This window comes from Ignavibacteriales bacterium, assembly GCA_015709675.1.
Classification (GTDB): Bacteria; Bacteroidota; Ignavibacteria; order Ignavibacteriales; family Ignavibacteriaceae; genus H2-BAC3.
Map to the genome: position 1 here is coordinate 2,890,682 of CP054182.1, position 14,286 is coordinate 2,904,967.

Annotated in this window: 7 protein-coding genes and 3 tRNA genes; all 10 read right to left on the reverse strand. The window is 42.6% G+C overall.

Annotated elements, in window-relative coordinates; all coding sequences use genetic code 11:
* Positions 1 to 2: 2 nt before the first annotated feature.
* Positions 3 to 1,889: an SPOR domain-containing protein gene (locus HRU80_11110; protein ID QOJ29400.1), complete on the reverse strand. Its 1,887-nt coding sequence runs from the start codon at positions 1,887 to 1,889 to the stop codon at positions 3 to 5.
* A complete protein-coding gene (locus HRU80_11115; protein ID QOJ29401.1) occupies positions 1,873 to 3,462 on the reverse strand; it encodes a hypothetical protein in 1,590 nt (529 codons plus the stop codon). Before HRU80_11115 ends, HRU80_11110 begins: the two co-directional genes overlap by 17 nt.
* Positions 3,459 to 6,401 (reverse strand): tetratricopeptide repeat protein, encoded by a 2,943-nt coding sequence (locus HRU80_11120; GenBank protein ID QOJ29402.1) that lies wholly within the window; start codon positions 6,399 to 6,401, stop codon positions 3,459 to 3,461. The genes HRU80_11115 and HRU80_11120 overlap by 4 nt, the downstream gene beginning before the upstream one ends.
* A gap of 91 nt (positions 6,402 to 6,492) precedes the next feature.
* Entirely contained in the window at positions 6,493 to 7,254 is a 762-nt protein-coding gene (locus tag HRU80_11125) for a tetratricopeptide repeat protein (protein QOJ29403.1), read from the reverse strand.
* 27 nt (positions 7,255 to 7,281) lie between these two features.
* A tRNA-Leu gene (locus HRU80_11130) sits at positions 7,282 to 7,366 on the reverse strand.
* Between the two features lie 129 nt (positions 7,367 to 7,495).
* Positions 7,496 to 8,239, reverse strand: coding sequence for a 2-oxo acid dehydrogenase subunit E2 (locus tag HRU80_11135; protein ID QOJ29404.1), 744 nt, complete (start codon positions 8,237 to 8,239; stop codon positions 7,496 to 7,498).
* Positions 8,240 to 8,349: 110 nt separating this feature from the next.
* A complete protein-coding gene (locus HRU80_11140) occupies positions 8,350 to 9,315 on the reverse strand; it encodes a hypothetical protein (protein QOJ29405.1) in 966 nt (321 codons plus the stop codon).
* A gap of 1,031 nt (positions 9,316 to 10,346) precedes the next feature.
* A tRNA-Val gene (locus tag HRU80_11145) sits at positions 10,347 to 10,421 on the reverse strand.
* Between the two features lie 63 nt (positions 10,422 to 10,484).
* Positions 10,485 to 10,557, reverse strand: a tRNA-Gly gene (locus tag HRU80_11150).
* A 38-nt stretch (positions 10,558 to 10,595) separates the two neighbouring features.
* Positions 10,596 to 14,210 (reverse strand): multifunctional oxoglutarate decarboxylase/oxoglutarate dehydrogenase thiamine pyrophosphate-binding subunit/dihydrolipoyllysine-residue succinyltransferase subunit, encoded by a 3,615-nt coding sequence (locus HRU80_11155; protein ID QOJ29406.1) that lies wholly within the window; start codon positions 14,208 to 14,210, stop codon positions 10,596 to 10,598.
* Positions 14,211 to 14,286 lie beyond the last annotated feature (76 nt).

Consider the following 14,286-nt stretch of genomic DNA (forward strand, 5'->3'; position numbering starts at 1 on the left):
GCTCACTTTAATTTATTTGAATAATCTTCAGCTTCCTGAAGTGTCTTAAACTCTCCGACACGTACCCGGTACCATCTGCCTCTGCCAGGAATGCTGGCAGACTGCACATAAGCCGGATGGCCGAGTCTTTCTAAACGTGCTGCCTCCTTATCCGCAACAGCTTTATCCCGCCAGCTAGAAACCTGAACCGTGTAATTATCACCTTCCCGGAAGATATTTCCTTTTACCAGCACCGAACCCGAAGCCGGTGTCTCTGGCTTTTGACTTATCACGGGAGCTTTCTGTTCCGTTGATGCCGGAGGCTTTTGTTCGGTAACTACAGGTTTTTCTGCAGGGGTAACCACCTGGTTTTCTTCCCGTTTTATGGTTACAACCGAATCAGGCTTTACACTCTGTGTGTTTTGTATCGGCACCGGCGGTACCGCAATTGAGTCAATGCCAAGCATCGGTATATCTGCAGGACTCAGCGCTTTTTTATAAGGATAGGTAATGGGAATAACATAGTCCCTTTCAATAACGGTAGCCACAATTGGCGGCAGTTCAAATCCGGTTGATTTAGGGAGATATTCAGCGATAAAATCTGGAACTCCAAAGCGGTGTATATAAAGCGTGATGCCAACCGCTGCGACGAAAATCACTGAAAGCAGGGTCCAGATAATCGGCTTCTTCTGCTTTGCCAGTTTAGGAAGCTGTGTTTTTATCAGACTGCGCGGGTCAAATCCGGAATATTCATCTTCCTTGTTGAACTTTGGTTTCAGATTAATTACGTCAGCAAGTTCGCCCGATTCCTCATCGTTTTCCCCCTCTGATTCCAGCCGCTTTCTTAAACTGTATTCATTTTCAAGATATGCTTTTTCTTCCGCCTCCCTGGCTGCTTCTCTAGCTTTTCTCCGCTCCTCCTCCTTTTTTTCGATCGGGTCAGGTATAGCGAAAAGAAAATTTTCGGCTATGGATTTCTTAAAGAGAGAATCAAGATCATTCTGCGGAGTAAAAGATGTAGGGTCAGGAGGAAGAAATATATCCTTCTGATTTAAGGTTTCCTCAGCCTCTAATTCGGATAAATCAATTTGCAGTTCGCGGGTTCTGGATGAAACTGGTACAAATTCTTTTTCATCCTGTGTTATATCAAGGTTTGTGCGCGCAAGGTCATCAAAACTAATATCAGGCCCTGATTCAGCAGGTGCTTCTTCACCGCCGAAGTTCCACTCAGTAAGATCTGCCTCACTAAGTATATCCTCACTCTCCACCTCTTTTTTCCATTCAGCGCCGAATTCCCAGTCCATGGAATCAGCAGGTTCTCCAGAATCAGGATCAGATTCTTCAATGGCTCTCCATATATCCTTTTCAGAATCCTTCTGGTTTAAAATTTCTTTGAGATCTGACACCGACAGATATGCTTCAATGGAATTGATGTCAATAATGGTGCCTGAGGTAAAAAGTTCTTCAGCTTTTTGCTCTAGAAATTCCCTGCTCTGATTACCGTTAAGCAGCAGAAATGCCTCTGTATCCCCCGCTGATTCAAGCGGTATAACCGGTTTATCGAAGCTCAGATTCATGAGATTATCCGCCTTTGATTCAACCGCAGCTTCTGCAGAAGGGAGATCAAAAAGATGTCTCGATGCTGTGAATGGTTCTTTTCCCTCAAAGAGTATGGCTTCAACGTAATTGCTGACTGAGAGCTTCCCTGATATATTAACATGAACAGGCCGGAATTCGCCCAACTCATCAATAAAAAGTGATTTACCCCCCTCAATATGCTCCCGTATATACTCAAGGAAAAGCTCCATAAAGTCAACAGCCTGATAAACAGGGATGCCGATTTTTGAAGCAATATTTCTAATGAGTTCTGACTTGGTCATTTTGGAAAATACATCAGAATTGTAATTCAAAACCCAGCCGGATATCGGCAGGTCTTCCGGGATATCCCTCCCAGTAACTGTTATCTGCACTCAGCAGATTATTAGCTCTCAGGGTAAGAAAACTCCCCTGACCTAAGAAACTAAGATAATAGCGCAGAGTCAGATTAAGATCAAAAAAGGAATCAGCCTTGTTCAGATTTGCTCTGTCAGTATATGGAGCGCTGTGGTATTCAGCACCGGTAATAAAATCAAAGGAGGAGTTAATCTTTCTGCCATAAAAAAGGCTGCCGCTTATGGATGAAACATATGGCAGAAATTTATCAGTATCATCTTTAACTGAGGAAAGATTTACATGACCGTAGAGGAATCCCATCGGCCCTTCATGAAACTTTACATCAGCCCCAATACTCATTACCGAGGCATCGGCAAATCCTGCTCTGAATACCCCGTCAGAAGTGTCTCTTAGAAAATAGTTCACTTGCTCTGTTTTACCACTATTAATGAAAACTGATGCCTCAAAATAGTGTTTAAATCTGTATTTTGTTTCAAAACGGATATGGTTTATATGGTTTTCATACCTACTGAATGATGTATCCGGCACAAAAAACTGTATCTCAGCCAGATTTTGCATCAGATCAACCCTTTGCCAACCCTGCTTATAAGTCAGCCCAAAACTCAGGGCCTCTGACAAATTAAAGCTCCCTTTTCCGTCAATAAAAATACCGTTATTCTCCCCTGCTTTCACCGCTCCGCCTGAGACACGAAGACTGAATTTACCAGGAGTTACAATCGCAAAGGAAGGTCCAATTCTGTAATCTCCCTGGCTGAGATCGTTAATGGAAACGGACCCCAGCTCAGCATCGGCGCCAATAACCACTTTGGAGAAAGAAATAAACCCGCCGAGATTTAACTTTGTGACAGCACTCTCGGCATTAAACTCTTTTACTGCTGCAGAGGCAACCTCAGCTGAAAGAGAGAATCCTGAACCTCCGGAAAACATCTTTCTGGCACCGGCGGATACGGAATAAAGATTCAGATTCCGGTTCTTAAAAGATGTATCATCCGTATAAAGTTTTCTGCTGTGAGAAAAGAAGCCGGCGTCTGCATCAACTATCAAGCCACTAAAAATTCCGGATTCAGCTCCGGTTGTGTAAGATGAACTGAGATCGAAGCTGTATATATTTTTCCCGTTATTAGGTTCATACTCACGGATATTCTTAAGTGAGAGTGAAGGTGATAACGTAAATCTTCCCATCTGTAAAGTATAGCTCCCCGTCATCTCCGGAATGGTGAGATTTCCGAATGAAATAGAAAAAATACCAGGATAGACGGCAACTGAATCCTTCTTGAAAGTCACGATTGTTTCCGGTGTGCTGATCTCACCTGCCGAAAACTCTTCTGCTTTATATGGAGGATTAATGAATTCCTCTGATAGCGCGGAGATAACATCAGGTTTCATTTTTTTCGCCGGAGGAAATGTAATCTGATCTTTACCGGTAATTACAAAGTCAGGAAGTTCCACGTTGGATTTTGGTTCATCCTGTGCAAAAAGAATTCCAGTTAAAAGAAAACCAAGCAGAAAAATGCTTAAAGATGATTTCATTTCAGTTTCCTCAGTTTTGCCTGTGCTTCTTTACCATACTCATCATCCGGATGCTTGGCAAGTACATTTTTATACATTTCTCTTGCCTTATTTTTATCTCCGGATTTTTCATATAACTCTCCCAGCCGGAGGTAACTCTTGGTAACCCATTCATCATATAATGAAAAGATATTTGTAACCCTTACAAACGCGGTAACTGCCTCACTGCTTCTCCCTTCTGCGGTATAGACAAGCCCCAGAATATACTGTGCTTCAGCTGCAAGGTCATCCGTTCTTTTCGAAGTAACTTTCAGCAGAACTTCAGCAGCTTTTTTATAACGTTTATTCATCATTTCAAGACGGCCAAGTTCAATCTTTGACTTATCACCAAACAGATTATCTGCATAAAATACTGAGGTTTCATCAAAAAGGTCATAGGCACCTCCTATATCATTCATCACAAGCAAAAGCTTAGCCTTTGTGTAAAGCAGTTCAGGATATCTGGCACTTTTGGTAAAATTACTCATGACGGAGTTAATCACTTTTAGTGCTTCTCCGTTATTATTATCTGCCTGATAAAGAGATACAAGCTCCACCACAGCAGAAACGGTCACTTCTGCCGAAGGGTAACGGTCAACCAGAGCCCTGAATGTCTGCTTTGCTTCCAGTACCATTCCGGTATTGCGGTAACTTTTTGCAATCCAGAAGAATGCATCCGCGGTGAGCGGAGAACCGCTGAACAAATCAATAAATTCGTTGTAATACGTTATTGCACTCTGATAATCAGCATTTGTATAATAAATCTCTCCTTTTTTAAGGAATAATTCATCTGCAAAATCTCTTGCCTTATACTGTCTGGCATAACGGTCAATAATCTGCGCGGCGCCTGCTAAATCACCTTTTGCTATATAACAATACTGTATACCATTTATTGCGTCAAATAAATAGGAACTTCCTGCATGAGAGGTTATGATTCGGCTGTAATAAGCGATGGATGAATCGTAACTTCCCAGGTTAAAGTAGGAGTCACCGATGGAATAAAGCACCATAGGAATAAGCCGTGAGCGAGGCATGGTATTCAGCATAAGAAGATATTTGTCTATGGCGGCGCTATAGTTACCCTGTTGAAAATGAATCCAGCCGGCAAGATAGACAGCATTTTCACCATACTCACTTCGGGAATAAAGCGCGGAGACTGAATTAAGTTCGGTAAGTGATTCTTTAATTTTACCCGCCCGGTAATAAGCAAGAGCAAGCTGATAACTCACATAATCCGCCCGGACGGATTTACTTTTTCTCACAAGAATATCCCGGTAAGTTCTTACCGCGGAATCATAATCCTTGATGGCAAAATAGCTGTCACCCAGCCTGAGCAAAGCATCATCAGCTCTTTCATCATTCTTAAACAGCTTCTGAAAATCGGAGAAGAGAAAAGCAGCATTTTTGTAGTCTGCCTGATTATAATATGCATATGCTTTGCCGTAAAGAGCAAAGTTGCCGAACTGCTTATCTTCGGTGCTTATTTTATTATAATAAGCAATTGCATCTTTATACTTCCCCTGGTTAAACAATGCTTCCGCAAGGAAAAAGCTTACCTTTTCAAACTCAAAATTCGGGTCATCATTTTCGATCTGTTTAAGAATATCAGAGGTTATTTTATATTTCTCCTGATGGAAGGATGATATAGCGCTGCCCAACCGGGCACGGTAAACAAGTGAAATATCGGCAGGATTCATCGAAATGACTGAGGCAAAATAGTTATCAGCAAGCTGATATTTTTTTCTGTAAAGTTCAATTTCTCCCAGCAGGATATACGATTTAACTGTGATGACCCGGTCCTTGCCTGAAACCGAGCCCACAAGAAATTTTACTGCCTGCTCATATTTCTTATCTGAATAGGAGATGAGCCCCAGCTGATATCTGACACCCTGAACTTTTTCTGAATTCGGGAATTTTAACAGAAATTGTTCATAGATTTTGAGCGCTTCTGCCAGATTACCTGTATATCGCTTTGCTTCTCCCTTCCAGAAAAATGCTTCAATTCCCATGCTATCTTCTGTTTCTGAGACAGAATTAAAAAACTTATAAGCATCAGCATACTTCTTCAGCCGGAAATTGGTCCATGCAAAGGCATAACGCAAATCACGGATAAATGATACCGATGGAAATTTATTCTGTATATCAGCATAAATCTTATAAGCACCCTCATAATCAGAGGTGTGATACATAGCGTTTGCCAGAAGATAAAGAGCCTCGGCCTGCTTTTCTGAATCCATGGTACCGATATTAGGATTAGATAATTCAAGTATTGAAGCATCATAATCCTTCAGTCTGAAATAACAATAACCAATCCGGATTTGGGCTGCAGCAAGCAGCTGGCTTCCCCGGTAAAATGATATCAGCTCATCGTAATAGGTTACAGCTGATTTATAATCCCCTTTTCTTTCATAAACACCAGCAAGCGAGAAAATGGCAAAGTCACGGTATTTATTCCCCGCCCTGCTACTTATAGCATTCTCTAGGTAACTGATAGCTTCATCAAATTTACCCTCATGAACAAAGGATTCTCCGATCCAGTACTGAGCCGAACCGCTATATTCACTGCCGGGGAATTCATTTATTAACGAGTAATACAGTTCCCGTGAACGTGAATATTCTCCGGATTCAAAGTAATGGAGCCCCAGTTTATTATATACCTGTTCCTTACGTGAGGAGAGCGGATACTCTCTTATAAACCGGGCGAAGAGGTCAGCAGCTTCTGCATACTCATTCAGGTAGTATTTGGATTTTGCTAAAAAGTAGAGAGAGGTTTCCCTGTCAGGATGATCAAAGGGAATAGAATTTATGTATTGCCTGAAAATCTGAGCAGATCGGCCATATAAACCATTGTTATAATTACGCATTGCTTCCTGATATTCAGTTCCGGCAGAATGGAGCTGAACGGACAGAATAAAGAGCAAGAAAAAAACACCTGCAAACCTGATCATAATTCTCTTTGAGTATTACTGAATTTCTAAAAAAAAACCCTCGCTGACGAGGGTTTTTAATTCTTTACTTTAAGAGTGATATCTCGTATTCGGCGTTTTTCCGGTAAGTGGCATCAGCTTTGGCTTTATTAAAAGCTTCAAGAGCTTTGGCCTTATCACCTTTATTTCTGTATGCTAAGCCCATATAATAGTAAGGACCACCTGTACTTATTTTGGACTTATGTTTAATGGCATTTTCTGCAGCTTCAATAGCTTTGTCAAAATTTGCGATTTCGTTGTAGGCCTGAGCTAAATAAAGCCAGGCAGCGTCATAATTGTTTAAAGCAGTTGCTTTGGTCAGGTACTCAATGGCTTTCTCATAGTTGCCATCAGCCATACTTGAGGACCCAAGCTTCGTGTAGGAGCTTGAGAGGGATTCCTTTACTTTCTCTTTGAGAGTTGCATTTTTGGAGAGACTCTCAACTTTTTCAAAATTATCTATTGCTTTCGCATAATCTCCGAGCTGAAAATAAGCTGATCCTAGGGCATTGTAAGCCAGATCAAAATCCGGCTTCAGTTTGAGGCATTCATTCAGGGAAGCAATTGCATCCTGCACTTTATTTGCGCGGCGAAGAGCAATACCCTTCTGATAGTAAATCCTGTAATCTTTCTCTTTTTCCAGTGCCTGGTCAAAACTTGCAATGGCACCATTATAGTCACCGGCCTTCATTTTATCATTACCCTCATTATAAAGACGGGCAGCATCCGGATTCATCTGCTGAGCAGAGAGAGAGATTGTAAATAAAACGGCAAAGACGGTGAAAAGGGAAGAAATATTCTTGAGCATTAGGAATCCTCAGATGTATTTAAGAATTGGTGCGGAAGACGGGACTTGAACCCGTACGAGTTGCCCCACACGCCCCTCAAACGTGCGCGTCTACCAGTTCCGCCACTTCCGCAAAAACTGAATTCGAAATTTACACTCATTTTCTCATATTTTCAAATAAAAATGAAGAAATTTTCGGCAGAACCTGTTTTTTATACGATTTCAAATGGTAAAAGTTCCCGTAAAAATGCAGAATTCTACCTTAATTATTTGCCGCATTTTGCAATCGTGCAGTAAAGTTACTAATAAACCTCAGCCCGTAAGCGCCATCCGCAATGGTATGATCAATAGCAAAGACCAGGTTGATTTTTATGGTCTTATTGCCAGCTATGTCGGTGTTTTCCACGGTATTTCCTGCATAAAGTTCAAGACATCGCAGGGGGTTCCCAACCGGCCACATCCTTTCATTAGATACCTTCCCTACACTGCTGAATGATGTTGTCCCGAAAATAGTCCTGTACCGATCATGGGATCTTAGGGAATGCCTGAGATAGGCTCTTCTCAAAAATGCCGGAAGTTTTAGGAACAACTTTTCAATTCCTATCAATGGCTCAAAATCACTGCTTCTGAAATACTGAATGGCCTTGTTGATTTCTTCCAGAGTCATCTTTTCAGCCGATCTTATAATTGAAGGGTAAATAATGTACTCACCTTCCGTTTCTTTTTCAACCGGCATGAATACATCAATATTAGGGAACCGGTAAATGGTATCCTCCCCTTTTCTCATACAGTTTAATTCAGGAAACTCCATGAGAGTATCAGCGAGAGATTTTACTAAATATCCTGTTAAACCCGGTGATTCAGGATTCATTTCTTTTTGTCCGGCAATAGAAGAAAACAAACCAGTAATATCAGTCTCAGTAAATATGAAATAGTGAGACTTGCCATTTGTTAGAGAAATAGCATCCTTAACCATCCTTCTCAGATGGTTTTCCTTTACAATCATAAGCTATTGAGCAAAACTTTCAAAAATTCAAATAAAGCTAAAATACTCCTTTCCGCTGAATTTCACACCTCGTAGTTTCTCATCTGTGTCCGGAAAATAACATTAGCATTTCAGCTTTTCTGTGATTCCCACAGCTTATTCATCATTTCAATAATTTCAGCTGCCTCCTTAGCCGTTGCCAGTTTGCTGCCGTTGACCGGGAAATAATTATCTGTTTTCATTCTTTGCATCACAACTGTATAACTTTTATCAATGCGGTACATTGCTTGGGATTTATTTGTCAGCCATTGATAATTGAATTTTCTTGTTGTGGAATCAACCGCTCCAAAACCGCGTATCCGGTTTGCATCGGGTTCAAAACCGGTGATTCCCCTATTCGCACGCCAGCACCAGAGAGTATTTGTTTTCCAGTCAACCCCCATACGGAATTCGTGTCTTCCAAGTTTTCTTAATGGGATAATTAAAGGAAGCAATGCAGCACCTACGATAAAGAAAACAGGAACCATTTCAACATCTCCTTCTCGTCCTTCAGCCAGGACAAGCAATCCTATCAGGAATGAGAAAAGCGCCGTAACAATAGGAAAATAATACGTGAACTCTTTCCAGCCTGAGCTTTTCCAAACCGTCAGTGAAATTTGCGGAGAAGAGGGTCCTGTATCAATATTGTTCTTTCTTACTTTGTCTCTGTCGGTGGGCAGAATTTCAGGTTTAAGAGCAGTTCTTTCACCTATCTCTTTCATTTTTTGCTGAAGTCTTTCTCTTTTGTCAGACCTTTCGCCGGTAAGAAGAACTTTTTCAATTGCATCCAGTGACATATCTGTGCCCGTATCATTATCGATCAGTTTACCGTCACCCGGAGTCAGCGTCAGCAGGATTTTCTGTCCGGATTGAATAATCAAATTAGGAAAGCAAAAATCTCCTTCAGTCTGTGGTATCGGAATTTTTTTGAACCGAAGCAAAAGATCAAGAATTTCCCCGAAAGTCTTTTCTCCCAGGTTAACCTCATCATAGCTGCCGTTAAAAGATGAAAGATCCGGATTAATCCCCTGTGCTGATATTTTGAACAACTCTGACATGATAACCTCACAAAAGCGATTATAAATGAGTGATTGCTGCAGTTATTGCTTCTTCAGGTGTAATTCTCTCATTTGAGAAGCAAAACAACATGGAAATCTCCAACACATTTTATGCCAGTCCGGAAGAAAATAGGTAGTTATTACCATAACGAATAAAAAACGAGGTTCTATGAAACCTTAATTTTTTAATACTGAAGGAGTCTTCGCAGGAATCACTTAGGAGAACCTCCGACCCGCTGATTATGAGTCAGCTGCGCTAATCAACTTAGCTAACTCAACAAAAACAAAACAGCCCCGGATTTCTCCGAGGCTGAATCTTCCTGTGGGGGCTGAAGGAGTCTTCGCAGAATCCCTTCGGGAGAACCCCGACCCTCTGCTTGTAAGTCCCGACGAGTCGGGGATCTAAACCAACTGAGTTGACCGTTTTAAAACAAAACAGCCCCGGATTTCTCCGAGGCTGAATCTTCTTGTGGGGGCTGAAGGAGTCTTCGCAGAATCCCTTTGGGAGAACCTCCGACCCTCAGCTTGTAAGTCCCGACGAGTCGGGATCTAAACCAACTGAGTTTATTTAAAACAAAACAGCCCCGGATTTTTCCAGGGCTGAATTTTTGTGGGGGCTGAAGGAGTCTTCGCAGAATCCCTTCGGGAGAACCTACGACCCTCTGCTTGTAAGTCCCGACAAGTTGGGATCTAAACCAACTGAGTTTGTTTAAAACAAAACAGCCCCGGATTTCTCCTAGGCTGAATTTTTGTGGGGGCTGAAGGAGTCTTAGCAGAATCCCTTCGGGAGAACCTCAGACCCTCTGCTTGTAAGTCCCGACTGGTCGGGATCTAAACCAACTTAATGAACCCAATTTAAAACAAAACAGCCCCGGATCTCTCCGAGGCTGAATCTTCATGTGGGGGCTGAAGGAGTCGAACCTCCGACCCTCTGCTTGTAAGTCCCGACGGGTCGGGATCTAAACCAACTGAGTTGACCGTTTTAAAACAAAACAGCCTCGGATTTCTCCGAGGCTGAATCTTCTTTCTTGTGGGGGCTGAAGGAGTCGAACCTCCGACCCTCTGCTTGTAAGGCAGATGCTCTAAACCAACTGAGCTAAGCCCCCTTATTTTTTCGAAAACAGATTAGAAATATATGGTTTCGGAATATATTCTGCAAGTAATTTTTGAGCGAGTGACGGGATTCGAACCCGCGACCCTTAGCTTGGGAAGCTAATGCTCTACCAACTGAGCTACACTCGCAATTCACTCTGCAAAATTATCTAACCACCGGATTATTCTCAACAGTTAAATGCATCAAAAATTAATTTATCCTGCTGCTGACGTGAAAGTTTGGACGAACCCACTGCCGGACTTGCACTTGCTGGTCTTCCTGCATAGAACAAACGCTGGCCGTCGAAAAGATCTTCAAGCAGTCTGCCATGGAGGAAATTCCAGGCACCCATGTTCTTTGGTTCTTCCTGTACCCAGACAACTTTATTTGCTTTCGGATAGGATTTCAGCAGTTCTCTCATTCCGGCATCATCATAAGGATAATACTGCTCAACACGGACTATCGCTGCATCCTCATGATTCTTCTCTTTCCGGTAATTGACCAGTTCATAATATACCTTGCCGGATGTAAGTATTACCCTGCTCGCTTTTTCCTTATTCACAGATTTATCATCAATCACTTCTTCAAAAGTGCCGGTTGTGAATTCGTGGAATTCAGATTTGGCTTCAGGTAATCTCAGCAGACTCTTTGGAGTCATTATCACCAGCGGACGAAGCAGTCCTTTTCTTACATGCCGTCTCAATAAATGGAATAACTGTGCGGGAGTTGTCGGATTACATACCTCCATGTTATCCTGCGCGCATAGAATCAGGAATCTTTCAATTCTTGCACTTGAATGTTCGGGACCCTGTCCTTCAAAACCGTGCGGAAGCATCAGTACTACATTTGATGGTACATGCCATTTTTCGTAAGAGGCAACTATAAAGTTATCAATGATAACCTGCGCACTGTTTGCGAAGTCGCCAAACTGCGCTTCCCAGATAACCAGCGCAAGAGGATCCGCGGTGCTGAAGCCATATTCAAATCCAAGCACTGCCGCTTCTGAAAGAAGACTATCATATGCCTCCATCTTCACCTGATCAGGATACATATGATTAACCGGAAGATACTCTTCTCCTGTTTTGATATTCGTTAAACCGAGATGCCTCTGACTGAATGTCCCACGGACAACATCCTGACCGCTTAGCCGGACAAATATTCCTTCTTTCAGCAAGGTAGCAAATGCCAGCGCTTCGCCTAGTGCCCAGTCAGCTGATTCTTTTCCGGTGGCAAGATCCGCCCGCTTCTCCAAAAACTTCTTAAGCTTTGGATGAAGCTGGAATTCAGGCGGGACGGAAGAAATCTTGGCTATAATTTCTCTAAGCGTCTGTTCATCTACCGCCGTTTTATGCGTGGGTTTAAATGAACGGATTTTTTCTTTCGAGATTGCTAGCGGCACATCAATTTTGAAATCAATATGCTTCCGCTTTACTTTATCAAGGGCATTGCTCAGGGTTTCACTGAATGATGATTTCATTCCAGCCGCTGAAGTCTCATCAAGCAGGCCGGATTTAACCAGTCTGGATGAATATATACTTACAACGGAAGGATGCGATTTGATTTTATCATAGAGCAGCGGCTGAGTATATCCGGGTTCATCACCTTCATTGTGTCCGTGCCTTCTGTATCCAAGAAGATCAATAACCACATCTTTTTTATATTTCTGGCGGTAGAGATACGCAATTTTAGCAACCCAGAGAGCAGCCTCAGGATCGTCGCCATTCACATGAAATATCGGCGCCTGAACCATCTTCGCAACATCTGTTGCATAGACCGATGAACGCGCATCTTCAGCAGTTGTAGTAAAGCCAATCTGATTATTAATTACCAGATGAATCGTTCCTCCGGTGCGGTATCCTTTTAACTGTGACAGGTTAAATGTCTCGGCAACTACTCCCTGCCCTGCGAATGCAGCATCACCGTGAATCAGCAGCGGAATAATTTTGCTCTCAGCATCACCGTTTAATCTGGACTGCTTTGCTCTTACGATACCTTCCACAACCGGATTCACCCACTCAAGATGGCTCGGGTTGGATGCAATGGATATTCCAATCTGATTTCCGCTCAGGGTTTTATACATACCGGATGCACCAAGGTGATACTTTACGTCACCTGAACCCTGATAGGAATTAGGATCAATAATATCTTCAAACTCTGAGAATATTGATTCATAGCTTTTACCAATAATATTCGCCAGAACATTAAGACGGCCCCTGTGAGCCATGCCAAGAACTATTTCTTCAACACTTTCCTGTGAGGCAAGATCAAGTATATAATCAAGCACAGGGATTACCGTCTCTGAGCCCTCAAGGGAGAATCTCTTATGCCCTACAAACCGGTTGTGAATAAAATGTTCAAATCCCTCCGCCTGAATAAGTTTCTGCAGCAGCCGGATTTTTACATCATTAGAAAAAGCCGGTTTATTCTGCACCGGCTCCATCACACTCTGAAGCCACAGTTTTTCCTCATGATTCTGAATGTGCATATATTCAACGCCTATCTTCTCACAATAGGTGCTCTGCAGGATATCCAGAATTTTTCTCAGGGTTGCTGTTTTCAGTCCGCCGAACCCGCCGGTGATAAACTGGCGGTCAAGATCCCAGATGGTAAGTTTGTGGAATGAGGGGTCAAGCTCTGAGTGGTATATATTCTTTGTTCCCAGAGGATCAATACTTGCGACAAGATGGCCGCGGACGCGAAACATATTAATAAGCTGCAGTACCCTGGCCTGCTTTTCAGTTTCTGAAAGATTGGATATATCATTATATCCTCTCGGCTGTATATCAGTTTCCCAGGTGCTGGGCTTAAGAGGAATTTTAAGTGATTCGAAAATCTCCTCATAAAAACCATTCTGACCGAGCAGCAGTTCATGCAGTTCCTTTAAGAAGAGCCCTGACTCAGCTCCCTGGATAATCCTGTGATCATAAGTGCTGGTAAGCGTAAGTACTTTGCTGATTCCCAAAGTGGAAATCGTCTCAGGAGACATCGCCTGATATTCTGCCGGATATTGAATTGCACCTGTTGCTATGATTGCACCCTGCCCCAACATCAGACGGGGTACTGAGCCAACCGTTCCAAGTGTGCCAGGATTGGTAAGAGTAATCGTTGTACCCGCAAACTCGGCCGGGTCAATCTGCCCGGTGCGGGAGCGCTTTACTAATTCTTCATATTTATTGAGGAATCCGGCGAAATCAAGCGTATCACAATTTTTAATATTGGGCACCAGCAGTGACCGGCTGCCGTCTTTTTTCTCAACATCAATGGCAATTCCAAGATTGATGCTTCCCCTCTGAACAAGATGCGGCTTCCCATCTTTTATGGTATAAGCATTATTCAGAGCAGGATGTTTCTTCAGGGATTTGATAATGCCCCACCCAATCAGATGAGTAAATGATACTTTTCCCCTGCCCTGCTTCTGAAGATGATTATTAATAAGAATTCTGTTTTCTTCCAGCAGTTTAACAGGAATTACCCTTTGGGTAGTAGCGACAGGAATCGCCAGACTGGATTCCATATTATCAATAATACGGGCCGGAGCACCTGCCAGAAGTTTCAGAGTATCATTTGAGTTCCCCTGAGGATAATTAACTGTCTTCCCCTGAGGAGGGACTGCACCTGCCGGGGAAGTATAATTTCCGTTGCCATTCCCGGTTTTTGGTGTTTCGGTTACGGTAAAAGCTTTTTCCTGCGGTAAGGCAGCATCTGAAGTAAAGGAATCACTTTGCAGATATTCAAGATACCAAGAATTGGCACCGAATTTCTCGATTTCCTGTTTCTGTTCCGGAGTTAATTTCTGTTTCATATACACATCTAAACTTTGTAAAATCGCCTCTTTAGTCCGTTTGTTCCCGCCTGTTAAGCCCTCAAATCAAAACGGA